This is a genomic window from Niveispirillum sp. KHB5.9 (assembly GCF_048066115.1).
Lineage (GTDB): Bacteria > Pseudomonadota > Alphaproteobacteria > Azospirillales > Azospirillaceae > Niveispirillum.
Genome location: NZ_JBLTYX010000023.1, coordinates 15,915 through 35,519, shown reverse-complemented (window position 1 = coordinate 35,519; position 19,605 = coordinate 15,915). Strand labels below are relative to the sequence as shown.

Below are 19,605 nucleotides of genomic sequence, written 5' to 3'. Positions count from 1 at the left end.
CCGGGCGTAACCCGGTTCCAGCCGGCATCGCCCCTGAAGTCAAGGGAGCGGAGCCATGCGCCTGTCCGTGAAGATTCTGGCCCCGGTGGCCATCCTGTCTATCGTGGCCCTGGCCGTTACGGCCACGGCGCTGTGGTCCAAGGCCCGCGTCACCGGTGCCACGGAGGCACTGAACCAGGCCAATCAGGCTGCCTTGGCGGCGGCGGAACTGCGCTCCACCAGCCGGGCGCTGCAGCGCGATGCGCTGAACCTGATTTTCGAGCCGGCGGAGGGGCGGGCTGCCATCGCCGGGCGATTCGACAAGCGTCTGGAAGGCATGGAAACGGCTGTCGCGGCCCTGCGCGGCATGGCACCGCCCGTACCGGGCAGCAATCCCGCCATCATCGCCACCGGCCAGGAACCCGTGGTCGCGGCCCTGCGTGAGACGCGGACCCTGGCGCTGGCCGGCAAGGCGGCCGACGCGCATGCCCTGTTCCGCGACAAGCTGCGTGCCGCCGAACGGGCGGCGTCGGAACAGACCGATCCCTATATCACACAGCTGGAAAAGGCGGTTGCCGGCCTGACCGACGAACTGCATGCGATGGAGCGGCTGACCACCTGGATCCTGGCCCTGACGGCGCTGCTGGGTACTGTCGGTGGCATCGCCCTGTCGCTGGTGGTGGCACTAAAGGGCGTCACCTCACCTCTGAACCGGCTGATCGGGGTGATGGGCCGGCTGGCGGCCAATGACTTCACGGTGAAGCTGGCGGACAGCGACCGCGCGGATGAGATCGGGGAGATGGCCCGCGCCGTCGCCGTGTTCCGCGACGGGATGGAACGTGCCGAACGGCTGGCCCATGAACAGCGGGAGGCGGAAGCGGCCGATGCCACCCGCCGTGCCGCCCGCGACCGGCTGGTCGGCGAATTCGTGGGCCGGATGGAGGCGATCGTCGCCGAACTGGCGGGGGAGGCGGACGGGTTGCAGAATCAGGCCGGCGGCCTGCAGCGCGCGGCCACCAACGCCGCCGACCGCACCAGTGCCGCCGCCGATGCCTCCAACCGCACATCCGCCAATGTGCAGACCGTGGCGGCAGCGACGGAGGAACTGGCGGCCAGCATCCGGGAGATCAGCCGGCAGGCCACTCAGGTGGCGGCCCTGGCCGGTGATGGCGCCGACGGCGCCCAGCGCACGGCCCGCGACATTGCCGATCTGGCCGACACGGTGGGGCAGATCGGCCAGATCGTCGACCTGATCGACGGCATCGCCGCCCAGACCAACCTGCTGGCGCTGAACGCCACGATCGAGGCGGCACGGGCCGGCGACGCGGGTCGCGGCTTCGCCATCGTGGCGCAAGAGGTGAAGGCCCTGGCTACCCAGACGGCCACGGCCACGGAGGATATCCGCCGCCGCGTGGAAGGGGTGCAGACCGCCACGCGCGGGTCGGTGGGGGCCATCGACAGTATCGTCGCCGCCATCGACCAGATCCGCAGCATGACGGGCGCCATTGCCGCGGCGGTGGAGGAACAGTCGGCGGCCACGACGGAGATTACCCGCAATGTCCAGGCGGCGGCGGTGGGGACAGAGGATATCCGCCAGGATCTGGACGGTCTGTGCGGCATCGCGGGCGAGACGGGCGCGACCTCCCGCCAGGTGACCAGCACCGCCAACGGCGTGGCCGGACAAGCCGGCAGTCTGCGCCGCAATGTTAGCGGTTTCGTTGAGCAACTGGCGGCCGCCTAACGCCGATAAATATGCCACACCGGTTAACGGCCCGGCCAAGGCGGCTTGACCCGCGGGAGGCGGGCGGGCCATGGTGGGCCTGCAACCGGAAACAGGGACCCCATGCCCGCTGCCCCCCCTTCACGCCGCTACATGCGACACCAGTCGATATGGCTGGCGGACGATGGCTGGGGCGTTGAGGTGATCGACCAGACGGCCTTGCCCGCGCAATGCACGGTGCGCCGCCTGTCCAGTGTGGGGGAGGTGCTGGGCGCCATCATAAACGGCATTGTGCGCGGCCCGGGGCTGATTTCCGTGACGGCGGGCTATGGCCTGGCGCTGGCGGCGCGGCGCGATCCCGACATGGTACCGGTGATGACGGCCTGGCACGCCTTGGCCGCTACCGATCCGCGCTGCCCGCGCCTGCGTGGCGTGCTGGACCGGATGCGGGAGGTGCTGGATGTCACCCCGCCTTCGGAACGGGCCCTGCGCGCCTATATGGAAGCCGATGCCATCGCCACGGAGGAACTGGCCGGCAACCTGGCCATCGGCCGCCACGCCATGGCGCTGCTGCGCCGAGTCGGCGCCGGTGGCGGCGATGGCAGGCCGCAGACCGTGCTGCTGGCGGCGGAACCGGGCTGGCTGTCGGGCGTGGGCTGGGGGGCGGCGTCGGCGGGGCTGTTCCTGGCACAGGAACAGGTGGATTTGCGCCGGGCCACGGGCGGCGTGCTGGGAGAGGATATCGCCCCGCCGCAGGTGGTGACCATCGGCACCCTGGCCGCCTGGGAAATGGTCGAGGCCGGCCTTCCACACAGTCCTTGCGACCAGGAGGAGGCCCTGGATCTTGTGCGCCGGGGCGTGGTGGAGCGGCTGTTCGTGGCGGCATTGCGGGCCAGTTCACGTGGCGACGTGCTGGTGCCCGCCGGTACGGCCGATCTGGTCCGCGCCGCGAAGGAGGCGGGGGTGCCGGTGCATGTCTGCCTGCCGGCTGCCGCCATCAATTGGCAGGCGCTGGGCTCCACCACCATCGCCGCCCCCGGCATGGACATCCTGCCCCTGACCCTGATCGATGGCTTCGTCACCGACCGGGGTCCTGTGGCGGCGGAGACCGATGCCCTGCTGGACCGGTTTCCGGACCATGAACCGATATCGCTGGGGGAATTGCCGGCAGCGAACGACGCATAGGCATGCCCCTCAGGCGCCGGGCGCCCGCATCCGCAGGTACCGCATGGAAAGGGCGCCTCCTCACGAAGGCGCCCTCTTCATTTTGGGTCAACAGCACCTGTTCACCCCGCTCCACCGCCGGTCCAGTTCCGACAGGTAGAAGGCCTCCCGGTCCAGCAGCGGCTGGTCCGGGTGGCGCTCGCGGTGGCGGGCGGCGTAATTCTCATACGCCGCGTCGCCGGACACTTCCCGCAGCACGGTCCAGGCCGTGCGCAGGAACTGGGCGGGTCCCGCCATCATGCTCAGTGCCCTCCCGAACCCGTGGGCTGCGGCAGGGTGGCCACATCGACATAGGGCGCCTCCCACAAAGGCGGCACCGGCTTGCCCTGGATATGGCGCAGCGAGATGCGGGCCATCTCGATGATCGTCACCCACAGCACGATGATGAAGAACACCGTCAGGCCGGCATCCAGCCGCTGGTTGAAGATCAGCTGCGGGGCCGATTCCAGGGCCTTGCCGGAAAGCGAACCCGAGGCCAGCTTGCCGGCCAGACTGTCGGCCCCGGCCAGGAAGCCGATGCGCGGGTCGGGCGAGAACAGTTTCAGCCAGGAGGCGTAGGTGGTGGTGATGGCCAGGAAGGCCATGGGCAGGCCTGTCACCCAGGCATACTGCGCCTTGCCCTTCTTCACCAGGATCACCGTGGCGATGGCCAGCGCGATGGCGGCCAGCATCTGGTTGGAGATGCCGAACAAGGGCCAGAGGATGTTGATGCCGCCGAACGGATCGATGACACCGATATAAAGGAAATAGCCCCAGCTGGCCACGAACAGGGCGGAACAGACGATGGTGGGCCAGCGGGCCGAGGTATCGCCCAGCGGCTTCCAGATATTGCCCAGCAGGTCCTGCAGCATGAAGCGGCCCACGCGGGTGCCGGCATCCACGGCCGTCAGGATGAACAGGGCCTCGAACATGATGGCGAAATGGTACCAGAGCGCCAGCATGCTCTGCCCGAAGGCGCCGGCGAAGATCTGCGCCATGCCCACGGCCAGCGACGGCGCGCCACCCGTGCGGGCCAGCAGCGTCGTCTCCCCCATCGCCGTGGCCAGTTCCTGCATATGTTCGACGGTGACGGGGAAGCCCCAGCCGGTGATGGTGGCCGTCGCCGTCTCCAGGGTCGCGCCGACCATACCGGCGGAGCTGTTGATGGCGAAATAGACGCCGGGATCCAGCACGCAGGCGGCGATCAGCGCCATGACGCCGACAAAGCTTTCCATGGCCATGGAGCCATAGCCGACCAGCTTCAGGTCCTTCTCCGACATGATCAGCTTGGGCGTGGTGCCGGCACTGATCAGGGCGTGGAAGCCGGACACGGCACCGCAGGCGATGGTGATGAACAGGAACGGATAGAGCCCGCCCGCCACCACCGGTCCGGTGCCGTCGGTGAACTGGGTCAGGGCCGGCATGTGCAGTTCCGGCCGCAGGATCACCACCGCGAAGGCCAGCAGCAGGATGGCGCCGATCTTGATGAAGGTGGAGATATAATCGCGCGGGGCCAGCAGCAGCCAGACCGGCATGATCGCCGCGAAGAAGCCATAGAAGATGACCATCAGGGCCAGCGTCGGGCCTTCGAAGTTGAAGGCCGGCCCCAGGACCGGGTCGGCCGCGACCCAGCCGCCGCCGACCGTGGCCAGCAGCAGCAAAGCCAGGCCGATCAGCGAGCCTTCCAGCACCCGGCCCGGCCGGATATTGCGCATATAGATGCCGACCAGGATGGCGATGGGAATGGTCATGGCCACGGTGAAGGTGCCCCAGGGGCTGTGCTTCATGGCGTTCACGACGACCAGGCCCAGCACGGCGACGATCAGCACCATGATCAGCAGTGTGCCGACCAGGGCGGCACCGCCGGCCACCGGCCCCAGCTCATCCCGCGCCATCTGGCCCAGCGTGCGGCCATCGCGGCGGGTCGAGGCCCACAGCACCACCATGTCCTGGACGCAGCCGCCGATGACCGCACCGGTCAGCAGCCACAAGGTGCCCGGCAGATAACCGAACTGTGCCGCCAGGGTCGGGCCGACCAGGGGGCCGGCGCCGGCGATGGCCGCGAAATGGTGGCCGAAGGTGATCCAGCGATGGGTGGGCACATAATCCCGACCATCATTGATGCGCAGCGCCGGCGTGGCGCGGCTGGGATCGGCGACCAGCACCTTGGTGACGATCCAGCCGGCATAGAGCCGGTAGGCGACGGCATAGATGCCGAAGGCGGCGGCGATAAACCAGATGGCGTTGATCGTCTCCCCCCGGTGCAGCGCGATGCCACCCAGGCAGGCGGCACCGAACACCCCGATCACGATCCAGATCAGGTTTTGGGCAATTTTGGGCATTCATCTCTCCCCAGGCGTCACCGCGTGGCCGCGGTCTTATCCTTCCACACGTTCCATGAAACGCCTGGAAACGGATAATGGCCAGCACCTTGGCGTTGATATCGATGTCAGGCTTGCCAAGGCGGGGAGAGGATGGGAAGGCGACCAAGGTCGTGCGGCGGCCCGCCGCATATCGGCCCGGTCGATCGGGCGGAGAGGTACCCCTAGGCCATGGGGGCGGGGGGCAGCGGTGCCGGTTCGCCTTCCCAGCCGCAGGCGACCAGGGCGGCGCGCATGTGCGGCGGCACGGGGGCGGTGATGGTCACCGGCGGTTTGGTGGCCTGGATGGGCACGGTGACGGCACGCGAATGCAGGTGCAGCATGTCGCCCACGCGGGCCCCGGCCCCGGCGGGCAGATAGATCGGGTCGCCCAGCAGCGGGTGCCCCAGATGCTGCATATGCACCCGGATCTGGTGGGTGCGGCCGGTCTTGGGGTTCAGCTCCATGAAGGCAACGGGGCCGATGCCCGGCAACTCACCGCGTCCGCGCACGCGCCAGAGCGTGACGGAGGCCTGGCCGTTTTCCTTGTCGATGACCATGCGCCAGCCACGGCGCGCATCGCTGACCTTGGTCAGGCCGGCATCGACCTTGCCGGTATTGTCGGTGGGATGGCCCAGGACGATGGCCCAATAGGTCTTTGCCACCTTGCCTTCCTGGAACAGGATGCCCAGCCGGCGCAGCGCCTTGGGATGGCGGCCCAGGATCAGGCAGCCCGAGGTGTCGCGATCCAGCCGGTGGGCCAGCGACGGGGCTTTCGGGAAGCCGAAGCGCAGGGCATCGAAATGCCGTTCCAGATTGTCGCCCTTGCCCTTGGCACTGTCCGGTCCCGCATGCACGGCGATACCGGCCGGCTTGTCCAGCACCAGCATCAGCCCGTCGCGATAGAGCAGGCGGGCAAGGAGATCGTCAGCATTCATGGAATGGGCCGGGAAAAGCGGGTGAGAGATGGAATCCCCCATCCGGCCGGGGCCGGATGGGGGAACGGCGATATCATGTCTGCGGGGACGCCACCAGCAGGCCCACCACCCGTCGAACCAGCGGCAGTATCACCAGCAGGGTCGGGAAGGCTACGACCCAGGACAAGGCCCAGTTCTGGAACCACAGCCAATGGACGCCATCGGCGATGCCGACACTGCGCAGGGTGGCGATGGCGGATACGATGCAGGTCATGAAGACCGACAGGATGAAGGGCATCACGATACCGGCATAACGGGCCGGCAGCTTGCGAAACCCGAAACGCCGCCCCATGCCGGAATGGTCGATCCTGATGCTATCGTTTGTCATTTTACGCTCTCCTTCCCCCGCCCCGCCGTAGCTGTCGCACATGCACCGGCAGGGACCACGCTGTCGGGCGGGGTCCTGTTGGTACGTTGGCTGACGTAAACGCTTACGACGTCTTGCGTTTGGGGCAAGCGCATCTCTGTATAGCCCCCGTCCCCACCCTCTTGCAAGCGGGGCCGGCGCAAAACCAAACGGGGCGCCCGGTAAGGGGCGCCCCGCTGCCATGGAAAGGGTGGAGACCACCCCATCCATCAATAATGATCAGACGATCAGTGCACTTCCGACCACAGACGACGCTTGGCGGCGTACATGATGCCGGCGAAGAACACCAGGAACAGGATGACCATCAGGCCGACGCGACGGCGTTCTTCCAGCTTGGGCTCGGCGGCCCAGGCCAGGAAGGAGGTGACGTCATGGGCCTGCTGGTCCAGCGTGGCCTTGGTGCCATCGGTGTAGGTCACACCGTTTTCGTACAGCGGCTGCGCCATGGCGATGGCGTTGCCGGGGAAGTACTTGTTGTAGTTGCTGCCAGCCGACAGTTCATGGCCGGCCGGAGCCTCGCCATAGCCCGTCAGCAGGGCGTAGATGTAATCCTCGTGATGGGCGCGGGCCTTCACGATCAGCGACAAGTCCGGCGGGGCCTTGCCACCATTGGCGGCAGCCGCGGCGTTCTTGTTGGGGAACGGGTTCTTGAACCGGTCGGACGGCAGGCCCGGCCGGGTGAACATTTCGCCCTGGTCATTGGGGCCGTCGGTGATTTCCACCGAGGCCGCGATGGCCTTCACTTCCTCTTCGTTGAAGCCGATGTCGTGCAGGTTGCGGTACGACACCAGATGCAGCGAATGGCAGGCGGAGCAGACTTCCTTGTAGATCTGGAAGCCGCGCTGCACGGAAGCGTAATCATAGCCCTTGAAGAAGGACAGGAAGCTGTTCACCCCGCCATGGGCCCAGGTCTGGGCCGGCGGCAGGGGGGCGTCGCCGGAGGCCAGGGCCGTGCTGGTCAGGCCAGCAATGCTCAGGGCGCCAGCGGCGATGAGGGTACGAAGACGACGCATCAGGCCTTCTCCATCACTTGGTGGTGGGGGCGTTGCCGCCCAGGACCGGATTGGCGATGCTGGCCGGCAGCGGCAGCGGCTTCTCGATCCGGCCGATGATCGGCAGGAGCAGGAAGAACGCGAAATACATCACCGTGCCCAGCTGGCCGATCAGCACATAGGGCTGCTCGGCAGGCTTGCCGCCGGCATAGCCCAGCATGAAGAAGGCCGGGACCAGACAGAGCAGCACCCACCACTTGAAGATCGGGCGGAAGCGGGCCGAGCGGACCGGGGAGGTGTCCAGCCAGGGCAGCACGAACAGGATGGCGATCGAGCCGAACATGGCGAGCACGCCGCCCAGCTTCGCCGGGATCAGCACGACGTCGGTGAACGGCAGGCCGATGGAGAAGGTGATGGAGCGCAGGATCGCGTAGAACGGCAGGAAGTACCATTCCGGCACGATATGCGCCGGCGTCACCAGCGGGTCGGCCGGGATGTAATTGTCCGGATGGCCCATATAGTTCGGCGCAAAGAACACGAAGGCGGCGAAGACGATCAGGAAGACCGTGATGCCGAAGAAATCCTTCGTCGTGTAGTAGGGGTGGAACGGCAGCGTGTCCTGCGGGCCCTTGGGCTCGATGCCCAGCGGGTTGTTCGAACCGGTCATGTGGAAGGCCGCGACATGCAGCACGACCACGCCCAGCAGCACGAACGGCAGCAGGAAATGCAGCGCGAAGAAGCGGTTCAGGGTCGGGTTGTCGACCGAGAAGCCGCCCCACAGCAGGGTCACCACGCTCTCACCCACCACCGGGATGGCCGAGAACAGGTTGGTGATCACCGTGGCGCCCCAGAAGGACATCTGGCCCCAGGGCAGCACATAGCCCATGAACGCCGTGGCCATCATCAGCAACAGGATGACGACGCCGAAGATCCACACCAGTTCACGCGGGGCCTTGTAGGAGCCGTAATAGATGCCGCGGAAGATATGGATGAACACGGCGATGAAGAACATCGACGCGCCATTGGCGTGGATATAGCGGATCATCCAGCCCCAGTTCACGTCGCGCATGATGCGCTCGACGCTGTCGAAGGCCAGCAACGTGTTGTTGGTATAGTGCATCGCCAGCACGATACCGGACAGGATCATGGTAATCAGCACCACCATGGCGATGGCGCCGAAATTCCAGAAATAGTTGAAATTGCGCGGAGTCGGGAAAACCCCGTACTCCTTGCTCATCATCGTGAAGATCGGCAGGCGCTGGTCGATCCAGTTCACCACCGGGTTCTCATAATTGGACTGTGGGGCGTGGGCCATCTGGCACTCCCTGACTGGATCTGTCTTTTAGCCGATCTTGACGCGGGTGTCGGTCAGGAACGCGTATTCCGGCACGTGCAGGTTCTGCGGGGCGGGACCCTTGCGGATACGGCCCGACGTGTCGTAGTGCGAGCCGTGGCAGGGGCAGAACCACCCACCATAGTCGCCACGCGATTCGCCCGAGGACGTGCCCAGCGGAATGCAGCCCAGATGGGTGCAGACGCCGACCAGCACCAGCCAGTTGTCCTTGCCTTCCTTGACGCGGGCCTGGTCGGCCTGCGGGTCGATCAGCTCGGCGGTCGGCACGGCGCGGGCCTTGTCGATCTCCTCCTGCGTGCGGTTGCGGATGAAGACCGGCTTGCCGCGCCACATGGCCTTGATGGCCTGACCCGGCTGGATCGGCGCCAGATCGACCTCGATCGTGGCCAGGGCCAGCGTGTCGGCGGCTGGATTCAGGCTGCTGATGAAGGGCCACAAAGCGGCAGCGGCACCCACACCGCCCATGGCGGCGCCAGCCAGATAGATGAAGTCGCGGCGGGTCTGGCCGTCGCCCGCATGGATGGTGTCCGCCATACCTCTCATCTCCTCGGCGAATTGGGCGCGGCCACCGATTGCGGGCCGCCACCCGCTTACTGGAACAACTGTTGGGACCCGGCGTTGACCGGGCCGAATTGGACTTGCCGCACGGCCTTTCCACCCCCATTTCTGGCATCCACACACGCATCCGGGGGGATGCGGCGGGACAGCCGGGAAAGGCCAGCACGAACGGAGCGGCCGGAGGCTCCCCCGGTCGCGGATGTTCGATATACATGGCCCGCCAACGGTTGGGAAGCGCGCGCTTCTGGACAATCTGTCGCGCTGCCCGGCGCCCCTTGTCATCCGTGCCGCCGCACCCGTGCATCGCGTTCCCCGCGTGGGCGCATTGCGGTCCCCGCGCCCGCGCATTGCGAGGCGCTTGCATCCGGGCCGGTTTGGGAATATCCCTGATTTCACAGCGCAACCGGCGTTCATTGGCGCCGATGATTGTCTGCATTTACCGGTAAACAATCTTGTCCGGCGTCCGCGCCGAAGGGATATCGCCCCTTGCCCAACACGCCCAAGCCTGTGCTTTCGCTCGCCGGCCGCCGCGTCCTGCTGATCGTGGCGGGGGGGATCGCCGCCTACAAGACCCCGGACCTCGTACGCCGCCTGCGGGAGCGGGGGGCGGCGGTGCGCGTGGTGCTGACCGATGGCGGTGCGCAGTTCGTGACGCCGCTGACGCTGCAGGCCGTGTCGGAGGATACGGTCTATCGCGATCTCTGGTCGCTGACCGACGAATCGTCCATGGGCCATATCCAGCTGTCGCGGCAGGCCGATGTGGTGCTGGTGGTGCCGGCCACGGCCAATATCCTGGCGCGCATGGCGCATGGGCTGGCCGATGATCTGGCCACCACCGTGCTGCTGGCCACCGACAAGCCGGTGCTGGTGGCGCCTGCGATGAATGTCCGGATGTATGAGCATCCCGCCACCCGCGCCAACCTGGCCCTGCTGGCCACGCGTGGCGTGGGGATCTTCGGGCCGGATGAGGGGCCCATGGCCTGTGGTGAGTACGGGCCGGGCCGGCTGGTGGAACCGCTGTCCATTGTCGACCATCTGATCAACTGGTTCGCGGCACAGGACGCCCCCAGGCACCTGGCCGGGCGCCATGCCCTGGTCACCAGCGGCCCGACGCATGAGCCCATCGACCCCGTGCGCTATATCGCCAACCGGTCCAGCGGCAAGCAGGGCCATGCCGTGGCGGCGGCGCTGGCGGCATTGGGTGCGCGCGTGACGCTGGTCAGCGGCCCGGTGCGCCTGCCCGACCCGACGGGCGTGAAGGTCGTGCCGGTGGAAACGGCGGCACAGATGCTTGATGCCTGCCGGGCAGCGTTGCCGGCGGACATCTTCGTGGCCGCCGCCGCCGTGGCCGACTGGCGCGTCGATGGGGCGGCGGATCAGAAGATGAAGAAAGACGGGTCCCGCCCGCCCGCCCTGCGCCTGACCGAAAACCCCGACATCCTGGCCACCCTGTCGGCCCCGGGGCCGCAGCGCCCGGCCTTGGTCGTCGGATTCGCGGCGGAAACCAACGACGTCGTCGCCTATGCCCGCGCCAAGCGGGCGCGCAAGGGCTGCGACTGGATCGTCGCCAATGATGTGTCGCCGGCCACCGGCACCTTCGGCGGCGACCGCAATTCCGTGCATGTCATCCGCGCCGACGGCACGGAGGATGCCTGGACCGACCTGCCCAAGGCGGAGGTGGCAAGCCGCCTCGCCGCCGCCATCGCCACTCATTTCGTGAACGGAAAGAATTAAGAATGTCGGATATCAGCATCTCCATCCGCCGCCTTCCGCATGGTGCCGACCTGGCCCTGCCGGCCTATGCCACGGCCTTGTCCGCCGGCATGGACCTGCTGGCGGCCATTGCCGATCCGGTGACGCTGGAGCCGGGTCAGCGCAAGCTGATCGCCACGGGTATCGCCATCGCCCTGCCGGCGGGCTTCGAGGCGCAGATCCGCCCGCGTTCCGGCCTGGCGCTGAAGAATGGCATCAGCCTGGTCAACAGCCCCGGCACCATCGATGCCGATTATCGCGGCGAGATCGGGGTGATCGTCATCAACCATTCCGATGTCCCCTTCACGGTGGAGCGCGGTATGCGCATCGCCCAGATGGTGATCGCCCGGCATGAGCGGGCCGTCTGGACCGAAGTGGACGATCTGGACGAGACGGAGCGTGGCGCCGGCGGTTTCGGTTCCACAGGCGTGAAATCCACCGGCACGAAAGGGTGAGGCACCGGCATGCTGCGCATATCCAAGAAATTGATGTTCGCCATCGAGACGGTGTTGGACATCGCCTATAATGCCGGTTCCGCCCCCGTGCAGTCGGCCGAGATCACCCAGCGCCAGGGCATTCCCAAGCGCTATCTGGAACAGGTGCTCCAGGCCCTGGTGCGGGCCGGCGTGCTGGCCGGCGTGCGCGGGCCCAAGGGCGGCTATCGCCTGGCCAAGGAACGCCGCCGCATCACGGTGGCGGAGATCGTGCGCGTCGTCCGCGCCCTGGAACAGGCCACCGACCCGATCGAGGAGGAGGTGGGGGCCGAACTGGGCCGCCAGGTGGTGCGCCCCCTCTGGGCCGAGTTGCAGGAGGAGGTGATGGCGCGGCTCGAACAGACCAGCATCGAAGACCTCTGCGTGCGCGCCCATCAGGCCGGCGTGGCCAGCGAAGCCGCCTCGAAGCTGGATTTCAGCATTTGATCGTGCCGATCAAATGCTGCTTTCGTGTTCCCTCAGGCGCCGGGCGCCGCCATCCGGCGGCTTGGCTTACGCGACCACGTGGTCGCGGGCGCTCAATGCGCCAACCAACCTTGCAGGTTGGTAGACTGCTTTGACAGCCCAGTGGCGTAGTTATATACACAACGTCGACCCGGTATTTCCAAAGAATACCAGAATGGAGATGTGAAATGTCCGCCGAATTCCGTGGCAAGATCTATGACAGCATCCTGGACACCGTGGGGGCGACGCCGCTGGTGCGCCTGAACCGGCTGGCGGCCAAGCATGGCGTCGTGGCCGACATCGTGGCCAAGCTGGAATTCTTCAACCCGCTGTCCAGCGTCAAGGACCGTATCGGCAAGGCCATGATCGAAGCGGCGGAGGCAGAGGGCAAGATCGCGCCCGACCGCACCGTGCTGATCGAGCCGACCTCGGGCAATACCGGCATCGCGCTGGCCTTCGTGGCTGCCGCCAAGGGCTATCGCCTGATCCTGACCATGCCGGAAAGCATGTCGATCGAGCGTCGCAAGATGCTGAAGCTGCTGGGCGCGGAACTGGTGCTGACGCCCGCCCCGCAGGGCATGAAGGGCGCCATCGCCAAGGCGGAGGAGCTGCTGGCCAGCACGCCCGACGCCTATATCCTCCAGCAGTTCAAGAACCCCGCCAACCCGGCCGTCCACCGTGCCACCACGGCGGAAGAGATCTGGAACGACACGGCGGGCAAGGCCGACATCCTGATTTCCGGTGTGGGCACCGGCGGCACGCTGACCGGCGTGGCCGAGGTGCTGAAGGCCCGCAAGCCCGGCTTCAAGGTCGTGGCGGTGGAGCCGGAGGACAGCCCCGTCCTGTCCGGCGGCCTGCCCGGTCCGCACAAGATCCAGGGCATCGGTGCCGGCTTCGTGCCCGACATCCTGGCCAAGGACCTGATCGACGAGGTGCTGCGCATCTCCAACGTCCGCGCCTTCGAACTGGCCCGTGACGCCGCCAAGACCGAGGGCGTGACGGTGGGCATCTCGTCCGGTGCCGCCCTGGCCGCGGCGTTCGAGGTTGGTGCGCGGGCGGAGAACAAGGGCAAGCTGATCGTCGTGATCCTGCCCAGCTTCGCCGAACGCTACCTGTCCACAGCCCTGTTCGAGGGGCTGGAGTAAGGATCGGTCGGGGGAAGCCGCATGGGTACCGATGAGGAACCTGAACGACTTCCTCCACCGCCTTTCCGGCGGACGCGTTATTTTGCCTTTGATGTGATGGTCAGGCGCCCGGATCTCGATCCCATCGATATCCGTCGGATCATCGACAAGTCCAAGGTTCGGTTGCGACAGCCGGACGGTCGTCTCCGACTCTACGGATACTCTGAAACGCTCGGCTGTTACCTGCGGATCGTGTTATTGTCCGATGGCGTAACCGTGCATAACGCCTTCCCGGATGAAGCTTTCGGGCCATGAAAACCAGCTACGATCGGTCGACCGACAGTCTTTATATCGAGGTCCGCCCTTTGCCGTCGAAACGGACGGTGGAGGTGGAGACGGATGTCATGGTCGATTATGGCGCCGATGGTGAGCCCGTCGGGTATGACATACAGCATGCGTCGACCAAGGCGGATTTGATGGCGCGCCTGATCCTGGTGCCGGCGGCCGCTGAATAGGGCTGCATGACCCCCGACACCTTCCGCGCCCTCGCCCTGTCGAACCCCGTCAACGCCGCCATTCTGGACCGGCTGCCCACCCTGGGCCTGAGCCAGGCCTTCCTGGTGGCCGGGTGCCTGTATCAGGCCGTGTGGAATGCCCGTGACGGGCGGGAGCCCGGCTGGGGCGTGAAGGATTACGACCTGTTCTATTACGACCCGGATATCAGTTGGGCGGCGGAGGATGCGGCGATACGCGCCGCCACCAGCCTCTATGCCGATCTGGGTGTGGAGGTGGAATTGCGCAACCAGGCGCGCGTCCATCTCTGGTATCCGCAGCGATTCGGCAAGCTGATCCCGCCCCTGGCCAGCAGCCGTGACGGCATTGCCGGCTTCCTGGTCCGCTGCACCTGTGTGGGCATGGCGGCGGATGGGGAGGTGGTGGCGCCCTATGGGCTGGATGAACTGGCGTCCGGCATCCTGCGCCCCAATCCCCGCACCGACAATCCGCCCCAATACCGGCTGAAGGTGGACAGCTATCGCGCCCGCTGGCCGTGGCTGACGGAAGGTTGATGGAACAAACGCCGCCTCTCGTTGTTCTTCCCGCATCAACCGCCGGCAGGAAGCCGGTTCCAACGCGAGAGGACATCATGAACAAGCGCTCCATTGCCATTCCCGCAGCCCTGCTGCTGTCGATGTTCGCCCTGTCGGCCTGCAATACGGTCGAAGGTGTGGGCAAGGATGTGAAATCCGGCGGCAAGGCCATCGAGAACACCGCGCAGGACGCCAAGAATTAACGCTGGCGGTTCTTGCCCCGGCGGGGGCTTGGCGTCATGGTTGACCCATGAGCCTGCCCCCCGCCGACACTCCCCGCCTGTACCCACCGCCGCCCACTAGCGGCCCGCGCGTGCGCATGGTGCCGCCGGGGGAGGATCGGGAGCGGCTGGTCTGTCCCGACTGTTCCTACATCGCCTATGAGAACCCGAAGATCGTCGTCGGCGCCGTGGTAACGGATGCCGAGGGGCGATTTTTGCTGTGCCGTCGCGCCATCCAGCCGCGCAAGGGTTTCTGGACCCTGCCCGCCGGCTATATGGAACTGTCGGAAACGACGGAGCAGGGGGCCGCGCGCGAGGCGATGGAGGAAGCGGGGGCCAGCATCGCCATCGACACGCTGCTGGCCATCTACAACATTCCGCGTCTCAGCCAGGTGCAGCTGATCTACCGCGCCACCCTTTCCGACCCTGCCATCGCGGCAGGCCCCGAAAGCCTGGAGGTAGGGATGTTTGCCTGGGCTGACATTCCCTGGGACGAGCTGGCCTTCCCCTCCGTCGTCTGGGCCCTGCATGAATGGCGCGACCGGGCGGGGCAGGTGGGCTTTGCTCCCGGCACCAATCCGCCGCCACCCGTGGAAGGCTTGTAACCGGCGCCCCGCGGGGGCAAAGTCGGGCTCTCAAGAGCAACAAACAAGCCGGACGACAAGCAGCATGCGCCGTTCCCACACCGCCGCCCCGGGCACCATCCACCGCCTGATGCTGGACAGCCAGGTCCTTGCCGGCAACCTGCTGGGCGACAGCCCACGGCGCGAGGTGCATGTCTATGTGCCGGCCGGCCATGATGGCGCGGACCTGCCGCTGCTGGTCGATATCGTGGGTTACACCGCCGGCGGCCCGGCCCATACGAATTGGAAGAATTTCGGGGAGAATCTGCCCGAACGGCTGGACCGGCTGATCGATAGCGGCGCCATGGCCCCGGCAACCGTGGTCTTCCCCGACTGCTTCACCCGCCTGGGCGGCAACCAGTATATCAATTCCGCCGCCATGGGCCGGTGGATGGATTTCCTGTGTGACGAGGTCGTGCCCTTCGTCGAAGGCCGCTTCGGCTGTGGCGGTGCCGGACGGCGGGGGATTTTCGGCAAAAGCAGCGGCGGCTATGGCGCCATGGCCCATGCCTTCCTGCGCCCGGATGTCTGGTCGGCGGCGGCCTGCCATTCCGGCGACATGGGGTTCGAACTGTGCTATCTGCCCGACATGCCGGGCGTGCTGCGCGCCCTGTCGCGCCATGGCGGCTCCATCGAGCGGTTCATGAACGCGTTCGAGACGGCGCGCAAGACCGACGGCAAGGATACCCATGTCCTGATGATCCTGTGCATGGCCGCCACCTATGATCCCGACCCGTCGCAGCATCTGGGCATCCGCCTGCCGGTGACGCCGGATACGTGCGAGGTGATCGAGGAACGCTGGGCCAACTGGCTGGCATGGGACCCGGCGCGCATGGTGGAGACCCATGGGGATGCCTTGCGCGGGCTGAAGGGCCTGTTCATCGATTGCGGCGACCGCGACCAGTATAATCTGGTCCATGGCGCCCGCCGCCTGCACCGCCGGCTGGAGCAGCTGGGCATCAACCACCGGTATGAGGAATTCCCCGACGACCATTCGTCGGTCGATTACCGGATGGATGAAAGCCTTCCTTATCTCGTCCGCGTCCTGAACGGCTGAGCCCATGGCCGACCAGGACATCACCAGCCTTGATCCATCCGATGCCGCCGACATCGCCAAGGGCCGGCTGCGCCTGGACAAATGGCTCTGGTACGCGCGCTTCCTGAAGACGCGCAGCCAGGCGGCCAAGCTGGCGGGATCGGGCAGCTTGCGTCTGGGCGGCGTGCCGGTGTCCAAGCCCAGCCAGGTGGTTAAGGTGGGCGACGTGCTGACCTTTCCGCTGGGCGCCTATGTAAGGGTGATCAAGGTGAAGGCCCTGGCCGCCCGGCGCGGACCGGCCCCCGAAGCCCAGGCGCTTTACGAGGACCTGGACCCGCCGACGCCGGAGGCGCGGCTGCCGCGGGGATAGAAGCCGCAGTGTGGTCTACCACCCGGTTGCGGCCGCGCCGCTTCGCCTCATACAGGGCGCTGTCGGCCGTTTGGTAGAGCTGTTCCCAGCCGACATTGTCGCGCGCAGCCATGGCGACGCCCAGGCTGGCGGTGACGCGGATGATGCTGTCCTGGTGGCGGACCATCTGCTGTTCGATACGGCGGCGCAGGTCTTCCGCGATGACGCACGCCTGTATGCCCAGGCCCGGCAGGAACAGCAGGAACTCCTCACCTCCCATCCGGGCGGGCAAATCCTCTGTTCGCAAGGTTTCGCGCAGGGTGCAAGCGGTGGCGACAAGGGCTGCGTCACCGCCGGCGTGTCCGTAACGGTCGTTCACCTGCTTGAAATGGTCCAGGTCCAGCACGATCAGCGTGTCCCCCGCCTTGATGGTGGTCGGCAGCCGTGCCTCCAGCCAGCGACGGTTGCCGATGCCTGTCAGGCTGTCCATCTCCGCCACCTGTCGCAGACCGCGTTCGGCCCGGTCGGTGGCAAAGCCGCAGACCAGCACCGCGATGCCGAAATTGCCCAGTATCTGGAACGCGAAGCCGTGCGCGATCCAGTCGACATAATCTGCCCTTTCCAGAATCGCCCAGGCCCCCAGGCCAAAGATCAGCGCGCAGGCGGCCAGCACCATGGCCAGCGGCAGGCGCGAGGGCAGTGGGTCCACCCGCCGATCGCGCCAGACCGGCCAGGCGGCAGCGGCCAGGAATCCGGCGGCCTGCAGGTGGAACAGGCAGGACCGCATACGGTCGTCGATGTGGAAGCCCGTGATCAGCGCTGCCAGGGTGAACAGAGCCGGCGGCATCAGGATCAGCCACCCCTGCTTCACCCGTCGTTGCTGGCTGAGCGCGTGAATGCCCAGATAGACCATGCCATAACCCAATGTACCGACAAGCAGGCTGGTCAAGGTCCAGAAACCAAGGGGCAGGCGACCGGCGGCCCCCCAACCGGCCAGGGTGGAACCCAGGATCAACAGTACAAAGCCGACGATCAGGGTCCGCAAGCCGGACTGTCCGCGCGTTTGTCGGCGCATGTGCATAAATGCCAACGCACCCGCGATCAGCGAGGATTTGTACAATACCAGGATAGTGACAATATCCAGCGGGAACATTGGAATTTCCGTCGGCGCGGGACGCACGGGCAAGCTGTTTCATAGCATGGCCACCGATGTATGTCTCCCAGCGCGACTAATCCAAACGGGTGCTGACGCCTATTGGTGGCATAATGAAACATTTGACCATCGGCGGGGGCCGTGCCCAAGGCTGGTACTATTCCTACCAATCATGCGCCGTCCTGGGTGCTGGTTTGCATCCAGGCGCCCAGCCAAGGCCCGTCACCCGCTTGTGGCGGCCTTGATGTGCCGCTATGCTCGGCCAACGTAACAAAGTGACCGTAAAGCAACCCCCGTCTTTGCGGTTCGATCCTTGACCCCCAGGTGAGTGACATGGCCCGCACCCTTTATGACAAGATCTTCGACAGCCATACCGTCCATCGGCAGGAGGACGGCACCGCCGTGCTGTATATCGATCTGCATCTGGTGCATGAGGTGACGAGCCCGCAGGCCTTTGAAGGTCTGCGCATCGCCGGGCGCAAGGTGCGCCAGCCGGGCAAGACCCTGGCCGTGGCCGACCATAACGTGCCGACGTCCAAGGACCGGCTCCAGGGTATCAAGAACGAGGAAGGCCGCATCCAGGTGGCGCAGCTGGGCGTCAACACCAAGGAATTCGGCATCGAATATTTCGACATGGCCGATATCCGCCAGGGCATCGTGCATGTGGTGGGTCCGGAGCAGGGTGTGACCCAGCCGGGCATGACCATCGTCTGCGGTGACAGCCATACGGCCACCCATGGCGCCTTCGGCGCGCTGGCCTTCGGCATCGGCACCTCGGACGTGGAGCATGTGCTGGCCACCCAGACGCTGCTGATCAAGAAGTCGAAGAACATGCTGGTCAAGGTCGATGGCGACCTGCCGCCGGGTGTGACCGCCAAGGACCTGACGCTTGCCGTCATCGGCGTGCTGGGCACGGCCGGTGGCACCGGCTATGTCATCGAATATGCTGGCAAGGCGTTCCGCGACCTGTCCATGGAAGGCCGCATGACGGTCTGCAATATGGCCATCGAAGCCGGCGCCCGCGCGGGCCTGATTGCGCCCGACGACAAGACCTTCGACTATCTGCGCAGCCGTCCCCGCGCCCCCCAAGGTGCCGATTTCGACCGCGCCGTCGAATACTGGCAGACCCTGCCCAGCGATGAGGGTGCGGTCTATGACAAGGTCGTGGAACTGAACGCCGCCGACATCATCCCGCAGGTCACCTGGGGCACCAGCCCGGAGGATGTGGCCCCGATCACGTCCGCTGTGCCCAGCCCGTCCGACTTCAAGGATCCGCACAAGGCGAAAGCAGTGGAGCGCTCGCTCGCCTATATGGGCCTGACGCCGGGCACGCCCCTGTCGGAAGTGGTCGTGCAGAAGGTGTTCATCGGTTCCTGCACCAACAGCCGCATCGAAGACCTGCGCGCCGCCGCCGTGGTGGCCAAGGGCCGCAAGGTAGCCGACGGCGTGTACGCCATGGTCGTCCCCGGTTCCGGTCTGGTGAAGGAGCAGGCGGAAAGCGAAGGTCTGCACACGATCTTCACCGAAGCCGGTTTCGACTGGCGCGAGCCCGGCTGCTCCATGTGCCTGGCCATGAATGATGACAAGCTGAAGCCGGGTGAGCGCTGCGCCAGCACGTCCAACCGCAATTTCGAAAGCCGGCAGGGTCCCGGGGGCCGTACCCATCTGGTCAGCCCTGCCATGGCCGCCGCCGCCGCCATCAAGGGCCACCTGACCGACGTGCGCAGCCTGTAACCAGGTACGCGAGCCTGTTTCGTAGAAAGGGGGTAGCTGGCAACGGCTACCCCCTTTTCGCATGCGCTCGCCCCAGC

At 66.4% G+C, this 19,605-nt stretch carries 22 protein-coding genes; 14 read left to right on the top strand and 8 right to left on the bottom strand.

Annotation, left to right across the window (positions count from 1 at the left end; translation table 11 throughout):
- Positions 1–55 precede the first annotated feature (55 nt).
- Both ACM9HJ_RS26240 and ACM9HJ_RS26235 read left to right on the top strand, forming a co-directional pair.
- Positions 56–1,720: a methyl-accepting chemotaxis protein gene (locus ACM9HJ_RS26240; protein ID WP_416574749.1), complete on the top strand. Its 1,665-nt coding sequence runs from the start codon at positions 56–58 to the stop codon at positions 1,718–1,720.
- Between the two features lie 102 nt (positions 1,721–1,822).
- Positions 1,823–2,884, top strand: coding sequence for a hypothetical protein (locus tag ACM9HJ_RS26235; RefSeq protein ID WP_416574748.1), 1,062 nt, complete (start codon positions 1,823–1,825; stop codon positions 2,882–2,884).
- An 87-nt stretch (positions 2,885–2,971) separates the two neighbouring features.
- On the opposite strand, the gene ACM9HJ_RS26230 is transcribed toward ACM9HJ_RS26235, so the two are convergent.
- The 7 genes from ACM9HJ_RS26230 to petA all read right to left on the bottom strand — a co-directional run bounded on the left by ACM9HJ_RS26230 (position 2,972) and on the right by petA (position 9,486).
- Positions 2,972–3,163 (bottom strand): YbdD/YjiX family protein, encoded by a 192-nt coding sequence (locus ACM9HJ_RS26230; protein WP_416574747.1) that lies wholly within the window; start codon positions 3,161–3,163, stop codon positions 2,972–2,974.
- Positions 3,164–3,165: 2 nt separating this feature from the next.
- Positions 3,166–5,244, bottom strand: a complete 2,079-nt coding sequence (locus ACM9HJ_RS26225; protein WP_416574746.1) for a carbon starvation CstA family protein — start codon at positions 5,242–5,244, stop codon at positions 3,166–3,168.
- Between the two features lie 203 nt (positions 5,245–5,447).
- Complete coding sequence (locus ACM9HJ_RS26220; protein ID WP_416574745.1) at positions 5,448–6,200, bottom strand: RluA family pseudouridine synthase; 753 nt, start codon at positions 6,198–6,200, stop codon at positions 5,448–5,450.
- A 73-nt stretch (positions 6,201–6,273) separates the two neighbouring features.
- The gene (locus ACM9HJ_RS26215; protein WP_416574744.1) at positions 6,274–6,567 is read right to left on the bottom strand and encodes a DUF2798 domain-containing protein; all 294 of its coding nucleotides are present in this window, start codon (positions 6,565–6,567) and stop codon (positions 6,274–6,276) included.
- Positions 6,568–6,833: 266 nt separating this feature from the next.
- The gene (locus ACM9HJ_RS26210; protein ID WP_416574743.1) at positions 6,834–7,619 is read right to left on the bottom strand and encodes a cytochrome c1; all 786 of its coding nucleotides are present in this window, start codon (positions 7,617–7,619) and stop codon (positions 6,834–6,836) included.
- A gap of 13 nt (positions 7,620–7,632) precedes the next feature.
- Positions 7,633–8,913, bottom strand: a complete 1,281-nt coding sequence (locus ACM9HJ_RS26205) for a cytochrome b (protein WP_416574742.1) — start codon at positions 8,911–8,913, stop codon at positions 7,633–7,635.
- A 27-nt stretch (positions 8,914–8,940) separates the two neighbouring features.
- Positions 8,941–9,486 (bottom strand): ubiquinol-cytochrome c reductase iron-sulfur subunit, encoded by a 546-nt coding sequence (gene petA / locus ACM9HJ_RS26200; RefSeq protein WP_416574741.1) that lies wholly within the window; start codon positions 9,484–9,486, stop codon positions 8,941–8,943.
- 510 nt (positions 9,487–9,996) lie between these two features.
- Here petA and coaBC point away from each other — a divergent pair.
- From coaBC to ACM9HJ_RS26145, 11 genes are all read left to right on the top strand, one after another.
- Complete coding sequence (coaBC, locus tag ACM9HJ_RS26195; protein WP_416574740.1) at positions 9,997–11,244, top strand: bifunctional phosphopantothenoylcysteine decarboxylase/phosphopantothenate--cysteine ligase CoaBC; 1,248 nt, start codon at positions 9,997–9,999, stop codon at positions 11,242–11,244.
- A 2-nt stretch (positions 11,245–11,246) separates the two neighbouring features.
- Positions 11,247–11,717: a dUTP diphosphatase gene (gene dut / locus ACM9HJ_RS26190; protein ID WP_416574739.1), complete on the top strand. Its 471-nt coding sequence runs from the start codon at positions 11,247–11,249 to the stop codon at positions 11,715–11,717.
- 9 nt (positions 11,718–11,726) lie between these two features.
- Positions 11,727–12,182, top strand: coding sequence for an RrF2 family transcriptional regulator (locus ACM9HJ_RS26185; protein ID WP_416574738.1), 456 nt, complete (start codon positions 11,727–11,729; stop codon positions 12,180–12,182).
- A gap of 206 nt (positions 12,183–12,388) precedes the next feature.
- Positions 12,389–13,345 carry a cysteine synthase A gene (gene cysK / locus ACM9HJ_RS26180; protein ID WP_416574737.1) on the top strand — a complete coding sequence of 319 codons (957 nt, stop codon included), beginning with the start codon at positions 12,389–12,391 and terminating at the stop codon, positions 13,343–13,345.
- Positions 13,346–13,366: 21 nt separating this feature from the next.
- The gene (locus tag ACM9HJ_RS26175; RefSeq protein ID WP_416574736.1) at positions 13,367–13,639 is read left to right on the top strand and encodes a hypothetical protein; all 273 of its coding nucleotides are present in this window, start codon (positions 13,367–13,369) and stop codon (positions 13,637–13,639) included.
- Complete coding sequence (locus ACM9HJ_RS26170; RefSeq protein WP_416574735.1) at positions 13,636–13,839, top strand: DUF2283 domain-containing protein; 204 nt, start codon at positions 13,636–13,638, stop codon at positions 13,837–13,839. Before ACM9HJ_RS26175 ends, ACM9HJ_RS26170 begins: the two co-directional genes overlap by 4 nt.
- Before the next feature lie 6 nt (positions 13,840–13,845).
- Positions 13,846–14,391, top strand: coding sequence for a nucleotidyltransferase family protein (locus tag ACM9HJ_RS26165; protein ID WP_416574734.1), 546 nt, complete (start codon positions 13,846–13,848; stop codon positions 14,389–14,391).
- Between the two features lie 77 nt (positions 14,392–14,468).
- Positions 14,469–14,615, top strand: a complete 147-nt coding sequence (locus ACM9HJ_RS26160; RefSeq protein ID WP_416574733.1) for an entericidin A/B family lipoprotein — start codon at positions 14,469–14,471, stop codon at positions 14,613–14,615.
- 47 nt (positions 14,616–14,662) lie between these two features.
- The gene (locus ACM9HJ_RS26155) at positions 14,663–15,238 is read left to right on the top strand and encodes an NUDIX domain-containing protein (RefSeq protein WP_416574732.1); all 576 of its coding nucleotides are present in this window, start codon (positions 14,663–14,665) and stop codon (positions 15,236–15,238) included.
- A 64-nt stretch (positions 15,239–15,302) separates the two neighbouring features.
- Positions 15,303–16,313: an alpha/beta hydrolase gene (locus tag ACM9HJ_RS26150; protein ID WP_416574731.1), complete on the top strand. Its 1,011-nt coding sequence runs from the start codon at positions 15,303–15,305 to the stop codon at positions 16,311–16,313.
- A 4-nt stretch (positions 16,314–16,317) separates the two neighbouring features.
- Entirely contained in the window at positions 16,318–16,662 is a 345-nt protein-coding gene (locus ACM9HJ_RS26145) for an RNA-binding S4 domain-containing protein (RefSeq protein ID WP_416574730.1), read from the top strand.
- On the opposite strand, the gene ACM9HJ_RS26140 is transcribed toward ACM9HJ_RS26145, so the two are convergent.
- Positions 16,556–17,686, bottom strand: a complete 1,131-nt coding sequence (locus tag ACM9HJ_RS26140) for a GGDEF domain-containing protein (RefSeq protein ID WP_416574729.1) — start codon at positions 17,684–17,686, stop codon at positions 16,556–16,558. The two genes, ACM9HJ_RS26145 and ACM9HJ_RS26140, sit on opposite strands and share 107 nt — an antisense overlap.
- A 441-nt stretch (positions 17,687–18,127) precedes the next feature.
- On the opposite strand from ACM9HJ_RS26140, the gene leuC reads away from it, so the two are divergent.
- Positions 18,128–19,528, top strand: a complete 1,401-nt coding sequence (gene leuC, locus ACM9HJ_RS26135) for a 3-isopropylmalate dehydratase large subunit (RefSeq protein WP_416574728.1) — start codon at positions 18,128–18,130, stop codon at positions 19,526–19,528.
- The last annotated feature ends 77 nt before the right edge of the window (positions 19,529–19,605 follow it).